Raw genomic sequence first — 19,773 nt, 5'->3', positions numbered from 1 at the left:
AATACGCGACTTGCCATGACAGGGGAAATAAAGGAAATGATGAATAAAAAAGCCGTTCTCGCATTAGTGGTGACCGCTGCACTGATGGGCGGTTGCGCACCGCGTACCGCACCGATTCAAAACGTGAGCCAGACCGTTGGTCAGAACTATACAGACAGCCAGATGCAACGTGCGATTGTCGAAGCGGGCGCAGCGAACCACTGGGTGATTTCACCCGCGGGACCGGGTGTGATGAACGGTCAACTGGCCGAGCGTGGCCATACTGCCAACATTCGCATCGCCTACACGGCGAACAGCTATCGTATTGATTACGTGAGCAGCACCAATCTGAAAGCGGGCAGTGGTCAGATTCACCGTAATTACAATCGCTGGATTCAGAACCTGAATCAGGGCATTCAGACTCGTCTTGCCGTTCAGGCGGTGAAATAAACGCCAAGCATTTTGGCTGACAGATTGATATAAAGTTAGCCAAAACGCTGCCGAAATTGAAAACAGGCGGGCCATGTGCCCGCCTTGTTAATCGGTGACATCCGCATAAGACGGGTGATAGGAATAGCATACAAGCAGGGAAGGGATGCCGCGCAGCGAAATCTGACCATTCCCGAGGCTGAAGAAAGAATCCTGGTATGAAACTCGCTTACACCTTGGTTGACTGGCACGCAATAGCTCCGGGCCACAGCACCGCCGATGAATGGCGTTATTGGGCTGAACACGCGCCTGTGCTGGATGCCAGCCAACCCATCGCAAAACCGCAATGCTTACCCATGATGACTGCGCGTCGTCTCAGTGCCGGTAGCCGTGCTGCTGTCGAGTGCGGGTTAACGCTTCTGTCGCGCCAATCAGTTGATGCCGTGGTCTTCACCAGCCGTCATGGGGAACTCGAACGGAACTTACGTATCCTGACCGCGCTCGCAGAGCAGCAGGCGCTATCGCCGACGGATTTCGCCATGTCAGTACACAACTCAGCCGTCGGCAGTTTAACCATCGCTGCACGTCAGCCACTGGTTTCCTCTTCCCTCTCCGCTGGCATCGACAGTTTCCAGCAGGGGTTAATCGACGTGACCGCGTTGCATCAGGCGGGGTATCAGCAAGTATTACTGGTGGATTTTGAAGGTGCGGTGCCGGGCTACTACCGTCCCTGGCTGCCGGAAACGGAGCACTTTAATGCGCCCTATGCCGTTGCCTTGCTATTGCGTGCCGGAGAATCATGGTGTTGTAAAGGGCAGGCTGCGCAACCTCAAGCCGCTGCTCTACCGCAAAGTTTGCAGTTCCTGCGTGCGCTCTTACAGGATGCCGAGCATATGACCATCCCCGGTGAACGTCATCAGTGGCATTGGGAACGCCGTCATGAATGATAATTCACAGCCAATGCCGCGCCGGCCTGGTTTTAATTATTACTGGCGTCTGGTCATGACAGCCATCAGTTTCACGCTGTTCAGCTTGGGGGGCTTATTGCTCTCCCTCACCTGGTTTAATCTGTTATTGCTGGTGCAGCGGGATGGTCTGCGTCGCCGACACATTGCGCGCAGCAGTATTGCATGGAGCTTCCGCTGTTTCCTGCGCTTTTGTCGCTTCGTTGGTGTGTTTGATTATCAGATTATCGGTGCAGACTGGCTGCGTGAAGATCGCGGATGCCTGATTGTCGCCAATCATCCCTCGCTCATCGACTACGTGATGATTGCCTCTGTATTGCCAGAAATGGATTGCTTGGTGAAGGCCGAATTGCAGCACAACCTTTTTTTTAATGGTGTGATTAAATCTGCCGATTATTTAATTAACAGCGAAGCCGATACGCTCCTGCCTGATAGCCAACAACGCTTGGCGCGGGGCGACACCATCCTGATTTTTCCAGAAGGCACCCGCACCCGTTACGGCGAGCCGTTAAAACTACAACGCGGTGCGGCCAACATTGCGGTACGTGCCGGATGCGATCTGCGCGTGGTTCATATTAGCTGTACCCAGCGTATGCTCGACAAACAAAGCCGCTGGTATCAGATTCCGCTGGTTAAACCGCTTTTTACTGTACGCGTACAATCGCGTATTGATAGCCAGGCCTTTTGCGAAGCGGATGAAGATGCGCAGCCCTTGGCCGCACGTCGCCTGACGCGTCACCTGCAACAGGCGCTGGTCCCTAAAGAGACGAAGTAAGCATGCAAGCACTGATTGACGACATCAAAATCATGATTATCGACACGCTGAATCTGGAAGATATCAGCCCGGACGATATAGAAACCGACGCGCCACTGTTTGGCGAGGGGCTGGGCCTCGATTCCATCGATGCGCTGGAGCTAGGGCTGGCAGTGAAAAATCGCTTCGGCGTACAGCTCTCAGCAGAGAGCGAAACCTTGCGCGCGCACTTTTTTTCCGTGGCCACACTGGCCGCGTTTGTTGAACAACAGCAAGCCTGAGAACAGTCAAAATGATGAACAAAGACGAAATTTACCAGGAAGTGGCTACGCTGCTGACCTCGCTGTTTGAAATTGATGCTGATGATATCCGTCCGGACGCACGTTTGTATGAAGACCTTGAGCTAGACAGCATTGATGCGGTCGATATGGTCGTCCATCTGCAAAAGCGTACTGGACGCAAAATCAAACCGGAAGCCTTCCGCGCAGTGCGCACGGTGCAGGACGTGGTTGACGCCGTTGACCAACTCATGCGCCACGAGGCCTGATTAGCCCTATGCCTGCACTTCTGCGCCTGCTGAATGCGCTGGCGCTGCTGGCATGGCCATTTTTGGTCTGGCTGGCGGTGACACACCCGCAGTGGCGCGGAGTGATTGTCCTGCTGGCACTGGTGTTTGGCTGGCGGATCTGGAATTTGCGGCATGCGCAGGGTGCGATGGGCCGCGTGATGCTGCTGCTGGCGTTGGTTGGCACCCTGTTGTGCATGGCCAGTGTGCTGTTACGTAGCCAGCATCTGCTGCTGTGGTATCCAGTGGTGGTCAATGTACTGATGCTGCTGCTTTTTGGTGGCTCCTTATGGAGTCCAATGCCATTGATTGAGCGGCTGGCGCGACTACGTGAGCCAGAACTGCCGCCGCGAGCGGTGCAATACACGCGACGCGTTACGCAGGTGTGGTGCGTTTTTTTTATCGGCAATGGCAGTGTGGCGCTGATCACCTGCCTGCTCAATGATGTCACGCTATGGACACTCTGGAATGGGTGCATCAGCTACCTGTTAATGGGGACGCTGATGGGCGGCGAATGGCTGTTACGCCAGCGCTTAAGGAACAAGACATGAAGGTTTTGAGTATCCGCGACTGGTTTACCGCACCGGATCGCGTGGTCGCCTGGCAAGGGCAGCAGCAACACTGGTTATCAGAAATGCGTCAGCAGGTGCAGGCGCTGGCAGATAAGCTCCGCAGCCAACCCGGCCCACACTGGGCATTGTGCTTCGATAACAGCTACCATTTCACCGCCGCGCTGTTGGCATTGTGGTATGCCGGTAAGACGCCGGTGATCCCGGGACATTGCCGCGCGGCGCAACTTGAAGAGATGGCGGAACATCTTGATGGCGTCATCAGTGATATGCCGTTAGCCATCTCGCTGCCACAAATACGCTGGGACGGGGCGTTAGCGCTGGGTGAATTGCCGGTAATAGACGAGAGCGCCGAGCTAGTACTGTTCACATCAGGGTCAACGGGCACGCCACGTAGGGTGGTAAAATCCTTACGGGCGTTGGATTTGGAAGCGCAATGGCTGTCTGCCTTATGGGGCCAGCGCTTACAGCAGTGCCATGTTATCGCTTCCGTCAGCCATCAACATCTGTATGGGCTGACATTCCGCATCGTGCTGCCAATGGCGCTCAGTTTGCCACTCGCCGCACAGCAAATCTTCTACAGTGAACAGCTGGCCGATCAGCGCCGCGATCGGCGCTACCTTTTTATTAGCAGCCCAGCCTTTTTACGCCGTCTGGACACGTCGTTAACCACTCCGCCTTGTGCACTGGTGGTCTCTGCCGGAGGCGCCTTACCGTGGCCTGATGCGCAGCGTGCACAAGCCGCTTTGCACTGTGTCGTGGATGAAATCTACGGCAGCACCGAAACTGGGGTGATTGGTTGGCGCCATGCCGATGCCGAGCAGGCAGTGTGGCGCTGTTTTCCCGATGTGACCTTGCGTGAGCAGGAGGCTGGACGCTGGCGGGTCTTTTCCGCCTTGCTGGAAACCGAAGCCGGCTGGCCGCTTGATGACCGTATTATTCAACAGCCTACTGGTGAATTTCAGCTGGCTGGTCGCCAGGATCGCGTGGTCAAAATTGAAGATAAGCGTGTCTCGTTGAGCGAAATTGAACGCCGTTTGTTAGCGTTGTCTGGCGTCGAAGATGCAGCGGCACTGGCGATTCAGCGCCATGGTCGTCATGCGATCGGTGTGGTGCTCGCCTTGCCTGACATCCCGGATGCGGCAACGCTGTCACAATATAAGAAGCAGTGGAAAAACGCGTTACAGCCTTGGCTTGAACCGGTGGCGATGCCGCGTTACTGGCGCGTGGTGACCAGTATTCCCGTCACGGCGCAGAGCAAACGCGCATGGCCACAAATTGAGGAGTTATTTGATGTTGCCGGTTGAACTAGACGCCCAGCAGCAGGGGACGACGCTGACGTTGCGCCTGCGCGCCTCCGCCGATCTTTTTTGGTTTCGCGGCCACTTCCCCACGTTGCCGATTTTGCCCGGTGTGGCGCAACTTGACTGGGTAATGCACTACGGTTTAACTCGGCTGGCACCCGGCAAAGCGTTTGCCTCCATTGATAACATCAAATTCCAGCAGCCCGTCCCGCCGGATGCGGAACTGGAGCTGCAACTCCATTGGCAGGAAGAGAAATCGCTGCTGAGCTTTAGCTATAGCCTGCCAGGCCATGACAGCGTTGACGTTGCGAGCAGCGGGAAGATTCGCCTGTGCTGAAGCCCTGTGTTTTGATTCCCTGCTACAACCACGGTGCAATGTTGGCATCGGTGTTAGCACGACTTGCCCCCTTTAATCTGCCGGTGATCATCGTTGATGATGGCAGTGATGCACAGACGAAACAGCATATCGCCGCATTGACTGCGCCACAGTTAGAGATACTGACTTTGCCGCACAACCAGGGTAAAGGCGCAGCCGTGATTGCGGGGATGCGTAAAGCCTCAGCGGCAGGCTACACCCATGTGCTGCAACTTGATGCAGATGGCCAGCATCAGGTTGAGGATACACCACGGATGTTGGCGGAAGCTGAACGTCATCCTCACTGCCTGATCTCCGGCCAACCGATTTACGATGCCTCCATTCCCAAATCTCGTTTATATGGCCGCTACATCACCCATTTTTGGGTATGGGTTGAAACACTGTCATTCTCACTGAAAGACAGCATGTGCGGCTTTCGCGTTTATCCACTGCAACCTTCGCTCTCACTGTGCGATCGCCGAGCGATCGGCCATCGCATGGACTTTGATACCGAAATCATGGTGCGTTTGTATTGGCAGGGTACGCCAAGCCGCTTTATCAGCACGCGCGTAACCTATCCCGCCACCGGTCTGTCACACTTCGATGCGCTGCGTGACAACCTGCGTATTTCATGGATGCACACGCGTCTGTTCTTTGGCATGTTGCCGCGCATCCCTCAACTGTTGCGCCGACGCGACCCGAAGCAGCACTGGTCAGCCACGCCGGAACGTCGTGGTCAGCATGGCTTACGCTTCATGCTGTGGTTATATCGTCGTGCCGGGCGATTGCCGTTTATGTTGTTACTGTGGCCAGTGGTGGCGGTGTATTGGCTGAGCGGGCGTGAAGCGCGTGCGGCATCCCAACAATGGCTGGCGCGTGTGCAAGCGGAAGCCAGCAAGCAACAGATTACATTGCCTGCCCCCCTTAACAGCTATCAGCACTTTTTGCGTTTCGGCTATAGCATGCTGGATAAAGTCGCTAGCTGGCGCGGTGATGTGCAATGGGGGCGTGATATCGATTTTGCGCCAGGTGCTGAACAGGTTATTCGTGCAGCTGACGGTAAAGGGCATTTGATTCTGGCCTCACATCTGGGTGATATCGAAGCCTGTCGCGCCATGGCGAAACAGGTGAGCGGGCTGGTGATTAATGCGTTGGTGTTTACCGATAACGCGCAGCGCTTTCGCGAGGTGTTAGAGAGCATCGCGCCACAGGCCGGGGTTAACCTGATGCCGGTGACGGATATTGGCCCCGATACGGCGATCCTGCTGCAACAGAAACTGGATGCCGGCGAGTGGGTGGCCATCGTGGGCGATCGTACCGCAGTGCATCGCCAACGCGGCGGTGAACGTCGTGTGGTGTGGAGTCCGTTTATGGGGCGTCCGGCACCGTTTCCCCAAGGGCCCTTTGTGCTGGCCGCCGCGCTGCGCTGTCCCGTACTGCTGATGTTTGCTTTGCGTGAACAGGGCATATTGCGGGTGCACTGTGAACCCTTCGCCGATCCGCTATTGCTGCCACGTGCCCAGCGCCAACAGGCGTTGCAAACAGCGGTGGATCGCTATGCCGAACGATTACAACAGCATGCGCTGATGGCGCCGCTGGACTGGTTTAACTTTTACGATTTCTGGACCTTACCAGAGGAGAAAAGCCGCGATGAGTGAACGCATCTGGCGCGCTGAAGTTGCATTAACCGTGTCATTCCACGACTGCGATCCGATGGGCGTCGTGTGGCATGGCAACTACTTCCGTTTTTTTGAAGTGGCGCGAGAAGCGCTGTTGCGCAGCGTCAACTACAGCTATGGCGAGATGGCCGCCAGCGGATTTGTCTGGCCGGTGGTGGATACGCGTGTGAAATACCGCCAACCGCTGCGCTGTGAAGAGGCTATCAGCGTAGAAGCCAGCATCAGCGAATATGAGAACCGCCTGCGCATCGATTATGTGATCCGCAATGGCGCAGGGCAGGTTACCACCAAAGCACATACTTTGCAGGTGGCGGTGGATGCGAAGAGCCAGGAGATGCAATTCGTTTCCCCCGACATTTTGTTTGAACGCTTGGGGGTGAAACCGTGATCAGAATCTTTTGCCTGTTACTCACGCTGGTGGCTGCCGGTGCCCACGCCGTCACGCTCGACCAGTTACAGCAACGCTTCGCTAGCCAGCCGGTGATTCGAGCTAACTTCGAACAGGTGCGCACCATTTCCGGCATGTCGCAGCCGCTGGTGTCGCGCGGCCAGCTTTTGATTGCCCAGCAACAGGGCCTGTGGTGGCATCAGGTCACGCCGTTTGTCATGACGTTAATCCTTGACGACAAACGTATGGTGCAGAGCATGAGCGGCCAGCCGTCACAGGTGATCACCGCTGACAGCAACCCGCAGATGTTCCAGTTTAATCACCTACTGCGCGCGCTTTTTCAGGCCGATGAAAAGGTTTTGCGGGAGAATTTTGACCTCGATTTTCAGGACCGGGGTAACGATAGCTGGCAGCTCAGCCTGATACCGAAGGCGGCACCGCTGAATAAAATCTTTAATCGTATCGATCTGCAAGGCGCGGCCTTCCTGAATGGCATCACTTTGGATGACAAACAGGGCGATAAAACGGTGATTACCCTCAGCGATACCCGAACTGAACCCAAGCAACTGACTGATGAAGAGCGAGCGCGTTTTGCCCCAGCGCAGTGAAAAAACCTTCGCATTGCTGTGGTTAGCGGTGTGTCTGGCACTGGCGGTCGCGCTGGCAATCTTACTGCCACGCAGCCAGTTAAACAGCAGCGTGCTGGCCTTGCTGCCCCAGCAAAATCTGGGGCAGGCACCGGCTGAAATTCAGCAAGGCTTTATGCAGCGCCTGGATCGTCAACTGGTGTGGTTGTTCAGCGCCAATCCGCAGGAGGGTGATGCGGTAGCACAGTGGTGGCAAACGCAGTTACAGGCGTTGCCGATGCTGAAACAAGTGAGTGGTGCGCTGGATGATGACCAGATGCAACGTTGGGGCAGCTACGCCTTTCAGCATCGTAATGGACTGATTGATCCGCTGACGCGCGCACGCTTGCAAAATGGCGGTGGGGCGCAGGCAGACTGGATTTTGGCGCAGCTATTTTCAGCCTTTGCCGGTGTGGGTAGCAAAGAGATCCAAAATGATCCGCTGCTGCTGGTGCGTGGTGCGCAATTGGCGCTGCAACAGAACGCCAGCAAAATGGTGTTGCACAACGGCTGGCTCACGGTGAATGACGCGCAGCAGCGTCGCTGGTATTTCCTGCACGGTGAACTGGCGAACAACGCGTTCAGTATCCAGCAGAGCCATCAACTGGTCACCGCGCTGAATCAGTTAGAACAACAGTTGAAAACCCGATGGCCGGATGCGCAGTTACTGACGCGTGGCACGGTATTGTTTAGCGATGATGCCAGCCAGCGGGCACAACATGATGTTGAAACGCTGGGCAGTGTGACCTTGGGCGGTTTGCTGCTGCTGGTTTGGCTGGTGTTCCGCTCGCTGCGACCTTTGGCGCTGTGCGCTTTATCCGTAGCCATCGGCGCGATGGCAGGAACCGTCCTGACGTTGCTGTTTTTTGGTGAGCTGCATCTCACCACCTTAGTCATGAGCCTCAGTATCGTCGGTATCTCTGCCGATTATACCCTCTACTATCTGACGGAGCGGATGGTGCATGGCGAGCACGCGACACCTTGGCAAAGCTTGCATAAAGTGCGTGCGACCTTGCTGCTGGCACTGGGCACCACTGCGATAGCCTGGTTGCTCATGCTATTAGCGCCGTTCCCTGGCCTGCGTCAGCTTGCGGTCTTTGCCGCCAGTGGGTTAAGCGCATCCTGCCTGACGGTGATTTTTTTCTACCCTTGGCTGGTGCGCGGTTTACCCGTACGCCCGGTTCCTGCCATGGTGTGGCTAGCACGCTGGTTAGCGGCGTGGCGTCGTCACAACGGGTTGAAGTTTGGCTTGCCGCTATTGGTGGCTATTTATGCGATGAGCGGCATGATCCAACTGCGTGTTGATGATGATATTGCCCACCTGCAAAGTGCGCCGGCCAAACTTTTAGCCCAGGATCGCCAGTTGGCGCAGCTCACTGGACAGCAGGCAGATCAAACCTGGTTTGTGGTCTGGGGCGATGATGAGCAGCAGGCGCTTCAGCGCTTAAGTGCACTGTCACCAAAGTTACAACAGGCCCAGCAGAAGGGGTGGCTTACCGGTTATCGGGTGTTGCCGCTCAATTCACTGGCACAGCAGCAGCAAGATATGGCGCTGTTACAACAGGCAGCACCGACCATTTTGCACCGTTTACAGCAGGCGGGTATCACCGGCGAGAACGCCGATCTGAATGCGATGTCGGTCACCCCGCAAGATTGGCTGGCCAGCCCACTGAGTGAGGGCTGGCGATTGCTCTGGCTGTCGTTGCCGGATGGGCGCAGCAGTGTGTTGGTCCCGGTTAATGGGGTGAAAAACAGTGCGGCGCTGTTGGAGCTGGCAACCCAGCAATCTGGCGTTAGCTGGGTCGATCGCAAAGCCAGCTATGATGAACTGTTCCGTTTCTGGCGCACGCTGTTGAGTGGCTTACTGGCGTTGGCGTTGCTCTTGATCACGGTGAGTTACACCGTGCGCCTTGGTTTTAAAGCGGGCTTACGCAGCGCCTTGCCGTCGTGGCTATCGCTGGCGGCGGCATTGGCAACGCTGGGGTGGATTGGGGCGAGTTTAAACTTATTCGCGCTGCTGGCGCTGATTCTGGTGCTCGGCATTGGGATCAACTACACGCTGTTCTTCAGCAATCCGCGCGGCACACCGCTGACGTCGATGCTGGCCGTGACAATGGCGATGATGACTACGCTGTTAACGCTGGGCATGTTGGTGTTCAGCAGCACGGCGGCGATCAGTGGCTTTGGTACGGTGCTGTGTAGCGGTATTTTTTGTGCATTCTTGCTGGCGCCAATGGCGCTGGCTCCGGGGAAAAGGAAACAACGATGAGAACGGGTGTATTTCTGCTGATGCTGAGCCTGCTGTTAAGCGGCTGTGCGCAGCATGAGAGTCAGTCCAATCGGCCAACCGCATGGCTCAAGCCAGGCGTGCGCGTCACGTTACCGGCTCCGGGTATTTCACCTGCGTTTCAGCAGCAGCAATTGTTGACCGGTCACGCGAAAGGGAAAACCCAGTCGCTGCTGGTGCTGCTGAGTGCTGACTCACAACAGATCAGCCTGGCGGGATTATCCTCGCTGGGGATTCGCTTGTTCCGCGTGACCTATGATAAAAACGGTATTCATACGCAGCAAATGATGGCACTGCCAGAGATGCCACCCGCGAGCCAGGTGCTGGCAGATGTGATGCTCAGCCACTGGCCCGTTAGCGCCTGGCAGCCGCAGTTGCCGCCAGGCTGGCAGTTGGTCGACATTGGCGACCGTCGCGAGTTGCGCGATGCGTCCGGCGAGCTGGTGACGCTGATTCGCTATCTGCAACGCGGGAAGATCCGTGAGCCGATCAGCATCGATCAGCGCGCCTTTGGTTATCACATTGACATCCAGCATCTGGACGCTTCTTCATGATCTACATCTCGGCTTTCGGTATGGTGAATGCGCTGGGCAACAGCCTGGCACAGATTGCTGCGCAGCTGACGCAAGGCCGTGCTCCTGGCATGCAGCTGCGCGAGGGGTGGTTGCAACAGGGGAAAGGTTGCTGGCTCGGCGAAGTGCAGGGCGAGTTACCGCCGATTCCGGTGGCACTTGCTGCGCATAACACACGCAATAACCAACTACTGTTAGCGGCACTGGCTCAGATGCGGCCAGCCGTCGAGGCCGCCATTGCTCAGTATGGGCGTGAGCGCGTGGCAATTGTGCTCGGCACCAGTACGTCGGGTGTGGATGAGGGTGATCGGCAGGTCGATGAAGGCCTGGCGGGTTACGATTATCGCATGCAAGAGTTAGGCGACCCCTCACGTTTCCTGGCGCACTACCTTGAACTCGACGGCCCGGCTTACACCATTTCTACAGCTTGCTCTTCCAGCGCTCGTGCTCTGATTAGCGGGCAACGCTTGATTCAGGCTGGACTGGCGGACGTGGCGCTGGTGGGGGGAGCCGACTCCCTCAGTCGTATGCCGATTAACGGTTTCGCCAGCCTGGATTCACTCTCTGCATCCCAGTGCGCGCCGTTCAGCGCCGAGCGTGATGGCATCTCCATCGGGGAAGCCGCGGCGCTGATCTTACTCACGCGTGAACCCCAGCCACTGGCACTGCTTGGGGCTGGCGAGTCGTCGGATGCCTGGCATATGTCAGCACCGCATCCAGAAGGTGAGGGGGCCGAGCGCGCGATGCGGATGGCGCTACAGCAGGCGGGTTTGCAGCCGCAGGATATGGGCTACATCAATCTGCACGGTACGGCTACGCCGCTCAACGATCAGGTCGAAGCCGGTGTTATCCATCGTCTGTTTGGCGACAGCGTGCCATGCAGCTCGACCAAACATCTCACGGGCCACACGTTGGGTGCCGCTGGTGCGACGGAAGCCGCCCTGGCAGCGCTGATTGTGCAGCAAAACTTGCCCTTACCGCCGCAGGATTTTAGCGCAAGCACCCAGGATTCTACGTTGCCAGCCTGCGGGTTACTCACGTCACCACAGCCGCTGGCACGTCCCATTATTGCTTCAAACTCTTTTGCTTTTGGCGGGAACAATACCTGCCTGATTGTAGGAAAGCCACATGACTGATTTTCTGCCGGTGAGCCAATATTTGCCGCACCGCGCACCGATGTTGTTATTAGACCGCGTCCTTCAGGTCACCGAAGACAGTGTTGTGTGTGAAGTGACAGTGAATAACTTAGGCGTGCTGGCTCCTTTTCTGACCGCGCAAGGTGAATTACCCGCGTGGTATGGCGTTGAAATCATGGCGCAAACGGTGGGCGTCTGGTCCGGCTTTCATGCCCGCCAACGCGGCGATAAAGATATTCGTCCCGGCATGCTGTTAGGGGGGCGTGGCTATCGTGCAACCGCGCCCAGCTTTGCGGCGAACAGCAGGTTACGCGTTGCTATGCACCTGCTGATGCGGGATGACAAACTCGGCAGTTTTGAAGGTGAGATCCGAAGTCAGGACAAGGTGATAGCCAGTGGTCGGCTGAATACCTATCAGCCGGATGAACAGGAACTTACTCGATTAGCACAACAAGGAACTCAGCCATGACACGCAACGTATTAGTGACCGGTGCAAGTAAAGGTATTGGCCGTGCCATCGCATTGCGTCTGGCGCAGGATGGATTTCAGGTGGTAGTGCATTATCACCGTGATGAGCAGGGCGCGCAGCGGACGCTGGCGGAGATTGAAGCGGCAGGCGGCAACGGGCGCCTGCTGGCTTTCGATGTCGCACAGCGCGAGGCGACACGCTCAGCCATTGAACAGGATATTGCTGCCCATGGCGCATACTACGGTGTGGTAAACAATGCGGGTATCACGCGGGACGGTGCGTTCCCGGCGCTAACCGAAGAGGAGTGGGATACGGTGATCCATACCAATCTCGACAGCTTCTATAACGTCATCCACCCCTGTGTGATGCCAATGATTGGTCTGCGTAAAGGCGGACGTATCATTACATTGTCATCGGTATCTGGCTTGATGGGCAATCGTGGTCAGGTGAACTACAGCGCAGCGAAAGCCGGGATTATCGGTGCAACCAAAGCGCTGGCGATAGAACTGGCGAAACGAAAAATCACCGTCAACTGTATCGCACCGGGGTTGATCGACACTGGGATGACCGATCTGGAGCCGTTGGTGATCGATGAAGCGCTGAAGATGATTCCGATGAAGCGTATGGGCGCGGCGGATGAAGTCGCCGGGCTGGCCAGCTATTTGATGTCAGATATCGCGGGCTATGTCACACGTCAGGTGATTTCAATTAACGGAGGTATGTTGTGATTCAGCGTGTAGTGGTAACCGGCATGGGCGGCGTCACGGCGTTTGGTGAAAGCTGGCCTGAAGTGGCTGCGCGTCTGAAGCAGGGGAAAAATGCCGTGCGTAAGATGCCTGAGTGGGAGATTTATGATGGCCTCCATACCTTACTCGGCGCCCCGGTCGATAACTTCGCTCTGCCTGCGCACTACACCCGTAAACGCATTCGCGCCATGGGCCGCGTTTCATTGATGGCGACGCGTGCGACTGAACTCGCACTGGAACAAGCGGGGCTGATTGACCATCCGGTGCTGACCAGCGGTGAAACCGGTATTGCGTATGGCTCGTCCACCGGCAGTACCGGCCCGGTGAGTGAATTCGCCACCATGCTGACGGAAAAGCACACTAATAATATTACCGGCACCACTTACGTGCAGATGATGCCACACACCACGGCGGTGAATGCGGGGCTATTTTTTGGTTTACGGGGTCGCGTGATCCCGACTTCCAGTGCCTGTACCTCAGGCAGCCAGGCGATTGGTTATGCGTGGGAAGCGATTCGTCATGGTTATCAAACCGTCATGGTCGCGGGAGGGGCAGAAGAGCTTTGCCCGTCTGAAGCGGCGGTGTTTGATACCCTGTTTGCCACCAGCCAGCGCAATGATGCGCCTCATACCTCACCGGCACCGTTTGACCAGCAGCGCGATGGATTGGTGATTGGTGAAGGTGCCGGTACGCTGATCCTCGAATCGCTGGAACATGCGCAGGCACGCGGCGCAACCATTTATGCCGAGCTGGTGGGGTTCCACACTAACTGTGACGCGGCGCATATTACCCAGCCGCAGCGTGAAACCATGCAAATTTGCATTGAGAGAGCGTTGAAGACCGCGGGCGTGGCGCCAGACCAGATTGGTTATATCAATGCACATGGCACGGCTACCGATCGCGGCGATATCGCGGAAAGCCAGGCGACGGCGGCGATTTTCGGCCGACAGACACCGATATCTTCATTGAAAAGCTACTTTGGGCATACCTTAGGGGCTTGTGGTGCGCTGGAAGCCTGGATGAGTATCGAGATGATGCGCGAAGGGTGGTTTGCGCCTACATTGAATTTGTCGCAACCGGCGGCAGAGTGCGGCGAACTGGATTACATCGTCGGCGAACCCCGGCAGATTAATACGGATTACATCCAGTCTAACAACTTTGCCTTTGGCGGTATTAACACTTCTTTGGTGTTTAAACGCTGGTGCGAGGCCTAACCCCAGTTGCAAGGCGGCTTTCGGTCTGGAGGCCGCTGTTTTTCGGTGATGACCCGCCTAAAATCCCCTACATAGCCTGTGTGAAAGTGACGATATTTTCTCACAACACCCCTTAATGAGTTCAAATCGATAACTTCGGCTTTTCCCCTGACCTTTTGTGGTCTTAAAAGTTCCAAGATTTTTCTTGATTTCCTTTTAGCAGAACGCATAATCGCAAACCGTAATAAAAATGATTATCAATTTCCTTCTTAATCAGGGGTTCTTCATGCGTTCTACGCCTTTCAATCCCGGACTGAAACCGACGCTGCTTGCCGTCATGGTCAGCGCCGGTTGTTTGCCAGTGATGGCTGCTACCACCAACACCACCAGTACTCCTTCAACGGCTGCAAAAAATGATCAGCAGACGCTCGTCGTGACCGCCACACCGCAATCGGACTTCAAGCCGGGCGGCAATGACTTAGTGCCAGCTTACCTGGATGGTCAGATCGCCCATGGCGGCCGCCTCGGCATGCTGGGTGAGCAGAATGCGATGGATATACCGTTCAACGTTATTGGTTTTACCTCGAAGATGATTCAGGACCAGCAGGCGAAGACCATCGCGGATGTCGTGCGTAACGACGCAGGTGTGCAAAATGTAAAGGGCTACGGCAACTTTGCTGAGGTTTACCGCATCCGTGGTTTTGAACTGGACGGGGATGATATGACCTTTGGCGGTTTGCCGGGGGTTGTCCCGCGCCAGGTGATGGATGCGTCACTGATCGACCGCGTAGAGATCTTTAAAGGGGCCAACAGTCTGGTGAACGGGGCAGCTTCCTCCGGCGTCGGTGGAATGATTAACCTTGAACCTAAACACGCCGAAGACACGCCAATCACGCGTGTCGGTGTGGATTACACCTCCTCTTCGCAAATTGGCGGAACCTTGGATGTGGGTCGTCGCTTTGGCGATAACAACCAGTTCGGCGTACGTTTCAACGCAGTACACCGTGAAGGTGAAACCGGTGTTGATGGCGAGAAGAAACGTACCACTGCCGCATCCTTGGGTCTTGATTATCGTGGTGACCGTCTGCGTACTTCATTGGACGTGGGCTACCAGAAAAAGACTTACCATGATGCGCTGCAGGGCATTAAGTTTGGCAACTTCATTCCAGACGTGCCTTCCAACTCGCATAACTACAGCCAGAAATGGGTGTACAGCGATATGGAATCTGAATTCGGTATGGCGAAAGCAGAATACGACATCACTGATAGCTGGACCGCCTATGCAGGTTTGGGTGCACAACACGCCCATGAGACCGGTAACTATGGTGCGCCAACCGTTACCAGTACGAATGGCGATGGCACCATCAGCAGCTTCTACTCCAACCGTATTCAGGACAACATGAGCGGTATGGTGGGGCTGCGCGGCGACTTCCATACTGGCTTCGTGAGCCACAAAGTGAACGTGGGTTACTCTGCATTGACCACCAATGCGAAGAACGCCTACAACATGTCGCTGGTCGGTACGCCATTTAACATCTACAACAGCGGTGATGTCGCTGAGCCAGCAGCGACTTTCGCGGGTGGCAAGTTCTCTGATCCATTAACCACCTCACGTACCCGTACTCAGGGTTATCTGCTGAGCGATACATTGGGCGTATTTGATGACACGTTGCTGTTCACCGTGGGGGCGCGTCATCAGAAAGTGGTGGTACGCAACTATGCTTACGGCACAGGAGCTGAGGATGTTGCTTCTCGTTACACGAATGACCGTTGGATGCCCACTTACGGCGTAGTTTATAAGCCATGGAAAGAAGTCTCCTTCTACGCGAACCATACTGAAGCACTCCAACCGGGTGATGTGGCACCGAATACGGCGACAAACTACGGCAGTGTTACCGGTGTGGCGCACTCCAAGCAGAACGAAATCGGTGTGAAGACCGACTTTGGCCGCGTGGGCGGCTCGTTGGGTCTGTTCGAAATCAAGAAGCCTTCTGGCCTGCTTAATAGCGATGGTGCATATGTGATGGACGGAGAGCAGCGCCATCGCGGTTTGGAAGCCAACGTATTTGGTGAGCCGATATTGGGGCTGCGTTTGAATGCCAGCGCGACCTGGATTGACCCGGTGATGACCAAAACCTCAGGTGGCACCTATGATGGTAAACAAGCCGTCGGTGTACCGCGTTACAACTATGTAATAGGTGCGGAATATGACATCAAACCTATTGAAGGGTTGACGGCAACAGCGATGCTCAACCATACGGGTTCTCAGTATGCTAACTCTGCCAACACCTTGAAGCTGGACAGTTATACCACGCTGGATCTTGGTGTGCGCTACCGGATGAAAGTCAGTCAAAACGATCTGGTATGGCGTGTTGGCGTAGATAACGTCACCAATGAAAAGTACTGGGCTAACGTCGATGGTACCGGTACTTATTTAGCGCAGGGCGATCCACGTACGCTGAAAGTCTCTATGAGCTACGATTTCTAATCTGCTCTTAACGGGGTGCGGTTGCGCCCCGTTGTCATTTCATTCTGAAATAATTCTGTATCTTATGACGTAATCCATTACACTCAGTACGGCAATCCTGCACTAAAAAGTATCTCTTTCATTGAGCGAACATGAGTTCACCCGCGCCTCCTAACGATCAAGACGAACCCATACGGCAGTCATTGGACGACGCACACTTCGCCATTGTGGTGCTTGCAGTGACCTCTGTTACCCTTATAATCTTCGTCCTGATGGTGACGTTATGGATGAGCTAAGGTCAGCAACGGTTCAAGGAAGCCTGCAAGGAGATGTCGATGGAAGCCCGAGATGACAAACTGATAGCCATAATTGGCTTGCTCTCTGCCTGTTTAATTGGTGTGGTGTTTCTGTTCACCATGACCTGGCTGACTGATGTGCGTCACCCGGCCGATCCCACACTAGATGTCCAAACCTGCCCGCCTAAAACCGTACCTTCACAACACACTTAGTTCTGATTACGCCATTTGATCTGCTGGCTGCGTAACTCCAGCGCCAGTGCCTCATGCAGCGTCCGATTGCCATTAGGATCGCCAAGGCCAAACAGTGCACCAGGTGAACGACGATCGTCGGCCCACGCGGGATATTCGACTACCGGGTAAAGCGATATTCCCTCCAATGCAACGCCTTGCGCCAGCGCCAGTATCGCTTCTTCGGTCACATGCCTTAACCAAGGCGCGCGTGCATCACCTTCCGCCCCCGTCTCAGCCAGCAGCAGCGGACGCTGGTAGCGTTGCCAGCACTGCAGCAGTAACTGATGCAGCGGTTGATAGGCTGCATGTTGTGCGGAGAGCGTATCTCCGGATAAAAACCAGTGATTATCCGGATAGTAATTCAGGCCAAGGATATCCAGAAAATCCTCACGTCCGCCCAACTCAGGTGCATCCCGTCCGGCAATCCAGTCCCAGGCTTCAAACTGCGCCTGATTTTGCGCATCAGCGTAGGGCTTACTGTCTGGATTATCGGGATCGGGGGCAATCTGCACCAGTGGGTCAGTGAGTACGAAACGGGCATCAGGATAAACATCACGGATCGCATGCATGGCCGCGAGCGTCGCGCGCACCAGTTGGCGCTTGAGTTCGCGCCCGCGTTCGCTGGCATAGGGATCGAGCCACGAGACATCAGCCCCTGCCCAAGACCAGAATGAGATCTGATTGATGGGGGTAAAAAAGGGGTGTTGTACGCCCTCATCGCGCATCAGTTGCGCCATCGCGCGTGCGAAGCGCTCGAAATGATCGATAAACGAGGTGCGCCAGATATCGAGGTGATCGGGATAGCCAAAATGCGCCAGCTCCCAGATGATCTGCATATCGTGGCGGGCCGCAGCGTGAATCATCGGTAGGAAGCTGCGCCAGTCATATTCATTAGGTGTGGCTTCAATGAGGTGCCAGCGCGCGCCATCCCGGGCAGTGAGTAAACCTTCTTGCGCCAGCGCCGCGTAATCTTTTTCCAGCAGCATGTCATGACCGCTGCTGATGACCATATCAATTCGACGCCCTCCGCTGCGACAGGCGGTGGAGCAGGGGAAACTGCCCTGGAAGAAACTGTTAAAAAGATGCGGGTGATGGTGTGGGGATTGCTGAGTCATAATCCTCTCCTCACGGTAAACGCCGGATGCAGAACGCAAGCCTAAGTCTAGACTCTAAACTAACGTCGCGTCAGCGAGCCGATGCAGAAGTCTCTGATTGGTTTCAGGCGTAGGAATACCAACAATAAAAGATCCAGTGAATTCAGGGATTCGGTATGAGTGAAGCAGCATCTGTGCAACCCCCGTCGCCAGCAGGCGATGGGCTACGAGAGATTGTTGATGCGCGCTGTGCGCTGCATCCTGACATGAGTGGCATTCATCCCCTAAACGATGGACTGGACGCCTTCGCTGCGCGTTACCTGCTAATGGGCATGGCGCAACATACTATTGATGTGCAGTACTACATCTGGCACAACGATATGTCTGGGCGTTTATTGTTCAGCGCCTTGCTGGATGCAGCCGAGCGCGGAGTAAAAGTGCGTCTGCTGTTGGATGATAACAACACACCCGGTCTGGATGACACACTGGCTGAACTTGATCGCCATCCAAATATCGCCGTGAGATTGTTTAATCCCTTTTCTTTCCGCACGCTGCGAGCGCTGGGTTATCTGACCGATTTCGCGCGTTTGAATCGCCGCATGCACAATAAGAGCCTGACGGTGGATGGCGCAGCGACGCTGGTGGGCGGACGCAATATTGGTGATGAATATTTCGGCACGGGTAATGAGCCGTTGTTCACCGATCTGGATGTGCTGGCGATTGGCCCCGTGGTACAGCAGGTCGCCCATGATTTTGAGCGCTATTGGCAGAGCAAAGCGGTGTCACCATTGCGCAGTGTGGTGGATGTATCGGGTGATGCGCATCAGGCGGTGCGTTTGCCCGCTGAGTGGCAGCAGAGTGAGGCCGTTCAACGCTATCTGGCGCGGCTGGAACACTCTTCATTTGTCAGCCAAATGGAACAGGGCTCGATGCAGATGACGTGGGCTGAATCGCGCTTGCTTAGTGACGATCCGCGCAAGGGATTGGGCAAGGCCAAACGCTCCAGCCTCTTACCGCAGCGCATGCTGGAGGTTATCGGTACACCTCAGCAGCAGTTCGACATTATTTCAGCCTACTTTGTGCCGACGCGCGCCGGTGTGGCGCAGTTGGTGGCGCTTAAGCGTCGCGGGGTAAAAATCGCCGTGTTGACCAATTCCCTTGCCGCTAACGACGTTTCAGTGGTGCATGCGGGTTATGCGCGCTGGCGCAAAAAACTCCTGCGTCATGGCATCGCTTTGTATGAAATGAAGCCCCAGGACAATGGCCGGGAAGCCCCGCACGATCGTGGCCTTACCGGTAATTCAGGATCCAGTTTGCATGCCAAAACCTTCACGGTGGACAACCGTAAAGTCTTCATCGGTTCGTTCAATTTTGATCCCCGTTCAGCGGTACTCAATACGGAAATGGGGCTGGTAATTGAAAGTGAAACGCTGGCTCAGCAAACCCATCAGCGTTTCATCGCTGGGATGCGCGATCGTGCCTGGACACTGCGTCTGGATAATTGGGGACGTGTTAACTGGGTAGAGTATGCAGGTGAATCAGGGGAAATTGTGCACAAGCACGAACCCCAGTGTACGGTATTGCAAAGATTGCTGGTCCGGTTGGTGTGGCGCTTGCCGGTGGAATGGTTGCTGTAGGCTCATGAAGACAGCGGCACGATGCATGG

21 protein-coding genes are annotated in these 19,773 nt (G+C 55.6%); 20 read left to right on the top strand and 1 reads right to left on the bottom strand.

Going from position 1 to position 19,773, the window contains the following annotated elements:
- Positions 1-39 precede the first annotated feature (39 nt).
- From F3J38_RS05565 to F3J38_RS05475, 19 genes are all read left to right on the top strand, one after another.
- Positions 40-429, top strand: coding sequence for a hypothetical protein (locus F3J38_RS05565; RefSeq protein WP_167137062.1), 390 nt, complete (start codon positions 40-42; stop codon positions 427-429).
- Between the two features lie 197 nt (positions 430-626).
- Positions 627-1,355: a beta-ketoacyl synthase chain length factor gene (locus tag F3J38_RS05560; RefSeq protein ID WP_167135896.1), complete on the top strand. Its 729-nt coding sequence runs from the start codon at positions 627-629 to the stop codon at positions 1,353-1,355.
- Complete coding sequence (locus F3J38_RS05555) at positions 1,348-2,148, top strand: lysophospholipid acyltransferase family protein (RefSeq protein ID WP_167135894.1); 801 nt, start codon at positions 1,348-1,350, stop codon at positions 2,146-2,148. The genes F3J38_RS05560 and F3J38_RS05555 overlap by 8 nt, the downstream gene beginning before the upstream one ends.
- A 2-nt stretch (positions 2,149-2,150) precedes the next feature.
- Positions 2,151-2,408 (top strand): phosphopantetheine-binding protein, encoded by a 258-nt coding sequence (locus F3J38_RS05550; protein ID WP_167135892.1) that lies wholly within the window; start codon positions 2,151-2,153, stop codon positions 2,406-2,408.
- Between the two features lie 11 nt (positions 2,409-2,419).
- A complete protein-coding gene (locus F3J38_RS05545) occupies positions 2,420-2,674 on the top strand; it encodes an acyl carrier protein (RefSeq protein ID WP_167135890.1) in 255 nt (84 codons plus the stop codon).
- Positions 2,675-2,682: 8 nt separating this feature from the next.
- Positions 2,683-3,243, top strand: coding sequence for a COG4648 family protein (locus tag F3J38_RS05540; RefSeq protein ID WP_167135888.1), 561 nt, complete (start codon positions 2,683-2,685; stop codon positions 3,241-3,243).
- Positions 3,240-4,568, top strand: a complete 1,329-nt coding sequence (locus F3J38_RS05535) for an AMP-binding protein (RefSeq protein WP_205298138.1) — start codon at positions 3,240-3,242, stop codon at positions 4,566-4,568. Before F3J38_RS05540 ends, F3J38_RS05535 begins: the two co-directional genes overlap by 4 nt.
- The gene (locus tag F3J38_RS05530; RefSeq protein ID WP_167135886.1) at positions 4,555-4,902 is read left to right on the top strand and encodes a 3-hydroxyacyl-ACP dehydratase FabZ family protein; all 348 of its coding nucleotides are present in this window, start codon (positions 4,555-4,557) and stop codon (positions 4,900-4,902) included. The genes F3J38_RS05535 and F3J38_RS05530 overlap by 14 nt, the downstream gene beginning before the upstream one ends.
- On the top strand, positions 4,896-6,578 hold the full coding sequence (locus F3J38_RS05525; RefSeq protein WP_167135884.1) for a glycosyltransferase family 2 protein: 1,683 nt from the start codon (positions 4,896-4,898) through the stop codon (positions 6,576-6,578). The genes F3J38_RS05530 and F3J38_RS05525 overlap by 7 nt, the downstream gene beginning before the upstream one ends.
- The gene (locus F3J38_RS05520) at positions 6,571-6,987 is read left to right on the top strand and encodes an acyl-CoA thioesterase (RefSeq protein ID WP_167135882.1); all 417 of its coding nucleotides are present in this window, start codon (positions 6,571-6,573) and stop codon (positions 6,985-6,987) included. The genes F3J38_RS05525 and F3J38_RS05520 overlap by 8 nt, the downstream gene beginning before the upstream one ends.
- Entirely contained in the window at positions 6,984-7,595 is a 612-nt protein-coding gene (locus F3J38_RS05515; RefSeq protein WP_167135880.1) for an outer membrane lipoprotein carrier protein LolA, read from the top strand. Before F3J38_RS05520 ends, F3J38_RS05515 begins: the two co-directional genes overlap by 4 nt.
- Positions 7,561-9,882: an MMPL family transporter gene (locus F3J38_RS05510; protein ID WP_167135878.1), complete on the top strand. Its 2,322-nt coding sequence runs from the start codon at positions 7,561-7,563 to the stop codon at positions 9,880-9,882. The genes F3J38_RS05515 and F3J38_RS05510 overlap by 35 nt, the downstream gene beginning before the upstream one ends.
- Positions 9,879-10,454: a DUF3261 domain-containing protein gene (locus F3J38_RS05505; protein WP_167135876.1), complete on the top strand. Its 576-nt coding sequence runs from the start codon at positions 9,879-9,881 to the stop codon at positions 10,452-10,454. Before F3J38_RS05510 ends, F3J38_RS05505 begins: the two co-directional genes overlap by 4 nt.
- Positions 10,451-11,608, top strand: a complete 1,158-nt coding sequence (locus tag F3J38_RS05500; protein ID WP_167135874.1) for a beta-ketoacyl-[acyl-carrier-protein] synthase family protein — start codon at positions 10,451-10,453, stop codon at positions 11,606-11,608. Before F3J38_RS05505 ends, F3J38_RS05500 begins: the two co-directional genes overlap by 4 nt.
- The gene (locus F3J38_RS05495; protein ID WP_167135872.1) at positions 11,601-12,077 is read left to right on the top strand and encodes a hotdog family protein; all 477 of its coding nucleotides are present in this window, start codon (positions 11,601-11,603) and stop codon (positions 12,075-12,077) included. Before F3J38_RS05500 ends, F3J38_RS05495 begins: the two co-directional genes overlap by 8 nt.
- Positions 12,074-12,805, top strand: coding sequence for a 3-ketoacyl-ACP reductase FabG2 (locus tag F3J38_RS05490; protein WP_167135870.1), 732 nt, complete (start codon positions 12,074-12,076; stop codon positions 12,803-12,805). The genes F3J38_RS05495 and F3J38_RS05490 overlap by 4 nt, the downstream gene beginning before the upstream one ends.
- Positions 12,802-14,037 (top strand): beta-ketoacyl-ACP synthase, encoded by a 1,236-nt coding sequence (locus F3J38_RS05485; RefSeq protein WP_369410989.1) that lies wholly within the window; start codon positions 12,802-12,804, stop codon positions 14,035-14,037. Before F3J38_RS05490 ends, F3J38_RS05485 begins: the two co-directional genes overlap by 4 nt.
- Positions 14,038-14,302: 265 nt before the next feature.
- Positions 14,303-16,504, top strand: coding sequence for a TonB-dependent receptor (locus tag F3J38_RS05480; RefSeq protein ID WP_167135868.1), 2,202 nt, complete (start codon positions 14,303-14,305; stop codon positions 16,502-16,504).
- Between the two features lie 314 nt (positions 16,505-16,818).
- Positions 16,819-16,992, top strand: coding sequence for a hypothetical protein (locus F3J38_RS05475; protein WP_167135866.1), 174 nt, complete (start codon positions 16,819-16,821; stop codon positions 16,990-16,992).
- Here F3J38_RS05475 and F3J38_RS05470 read toward each other — a convergent pair.
- Complete coding sequence (locus F3J38_RS05470) at positions 16,989-18,128, bottom strand: glycoside hydrolase family protein (RefSeq protein WP_167135864.1); 1,140 nt, start codon at positions 18,126-18,128, stop codon at positions 16,989-16,991. The genes F3J38_RS05475 and F3J38_RS05470 overlap by 4 nt on opposite strands.
- 155 nt (positions 18,129-18,283) lie before the next feature.
- Here F3J38_RS05470 and F3J38_RS05465 point away from each other — a divergent pair, with 155 nt between their 5' ends.
- Complete coding sequence (locus tag F3J38_RS05465) at positions 18,284-19,744, top strand: phospholipase D family protein (protein ID WP_167135862.1); 1,461 nt, start codon at positions 18,284-18,286, stop codon at positions 19,742-19,744.
- The last annotated feature ends 29 nt before the right edge of the window (positions 19,745-19,773 follow it).

The organism is Candidatus Pantoea formicae, from assembly GCF_011752625.1.
Classification (GTDB): Bacteria; Pseudomonadota; Gammaproteobacteria; order Enterobacterales; family Enterobacteriaceae; genus Pantoea; species Pantoea formicae.
Note: the sequence above shows the minus strand (reverse complement) of the source record. Positions and strands in the feature narration are given on the sequence as shown.

Excerpts from the sequence above, each read along its gene's own strand:
- F3J38_RS05565 (WP_167137062.1), top strand. The coding sequence starts at position 40 with ATGAATAAAAAAGCCGTTCTCGCATTAGTGGTGACCGCTGCACTGATG.
- F3J38_RS05560 (WP_167135896.1), top strand. The coding sequence starts at position 627 with ATGAAACTCGCTTACACCTTGGTTGACTGGCACGCAATAGCTCCGGGC.
- F3J38_RS05555 (WP_167135894.1), top strand. The coding sequence starts at position 1,348 with ATGAATGATAATTCACAGCCAATGCCGCGCCGGCCTGGTTTTAATTAT.
- F3J38_RS05550 (WP_167135892.1), top strand. The coding sequence starts at position 2,151 with ATGCAAGCACTGATTGACGACATCAAAATCATGATTATCGACACGCTG.
- F3J38_RS05545 (WP_167135890.1), top strand. The coding sequence starts at position 2,420 with ATGATGAACAAAGACGAAATTTACCAGGAAGTGGCTACGCTGCTGACC.
- F3J38_RS05540 (WP_167135888.1), top strand. The coding sequence starts at position 2,683 with ATGCCTGCACTTCTGCGCCTGCTGAATGCGCTGGCGCTGCTGGCATGG.
- F3J38_RS05535 (WP_205298138.1), top strand. The coding sequence starts at position 3,240 with ATGAAGGTTTTGAGTATCCGCGACTGGTTTACCGCACCGGATCGCGTG.
- F3J38_RS05530 (WP_167135886.1), top strand. The coding sequence starts at position 4,555 with ATGTTGCCGGTTGAACTAGACGCCCAGCAGCAGGGGACGACGCTGACG.
- F3J38_RS05520 (WP_167135882.1), top strand. The coding sequence starts at position 6,571 with ATGAGTGAACGCATCTGGCGCGCTGAAGTTGCATTAACCGTGTCATTC.
- F3J38_RS05510 (WP_167135878.1), top strand. The coding sequence starts at position 7,561 with ATGAAGAGCGAGCGCGTTTTGCCCCAGCGCAGTGAAAAAACCTTCGCA.
- F3J38_RS05505 (WP_167135876.1), top strand. The coding sequence starts at position 9,879 with ATGAGAACGGGTGTATTTCTGCTGATGCTGAGCCTGCTGTTAAGCGGC.
- F3J38_RS05500 (WP_167135874.1), top strand. The coding sequence starts at position 10,451 with ATGATCTACATCTCGGCTTTCGGTATGGTGAATGCGCTGGGCAACAGC.
- F3J38_RS05495 (WP_167135872.1), top strand. The coding sequence starts at position 11,601 with ATGACTGATTTTCTGCCGGTGAGCCAATATTTGCCGCACCGCGCACCG.
- F3J38_RS05490 (WP_167135870.1), top strand. The coding sequence starts at position 12,074 with ATGACACGCAACGTATTAGTGACCGGTGCAAGTAAAGGTATTGGCCGT.
- F3J38_RS05480 (WP_167135868.1), top strand. The coding sequence starts at position 14,303 with ATGCGTTCTACGCCTTTCAATCCCGGACTGAAACCGACGCTGCTTGCC.
- F3J38_RS05475 (WP_167135866.1), top strand. The coding sequence starts at position 16,819 with ATGGAAGCCCGAGATGACAAACTGATAGCCATAATTGGCTTGCTCTCT.
- F3J38_RS05470 (WP_167135864.1), bottom strand. The coding sequence starts at position 18,128 with ATGACTCAGCAATCCCCACACCATCACCCGCATCTTTTTAACAGTTTC.
- F3J38_RS05465 (WP_167135862.1), top strand. The coding sequence starts at position 18,284 with ATGAGTGAAGCAGCATCTGTGCAACCCCCGTCGCCAGCAGGCGATGGG.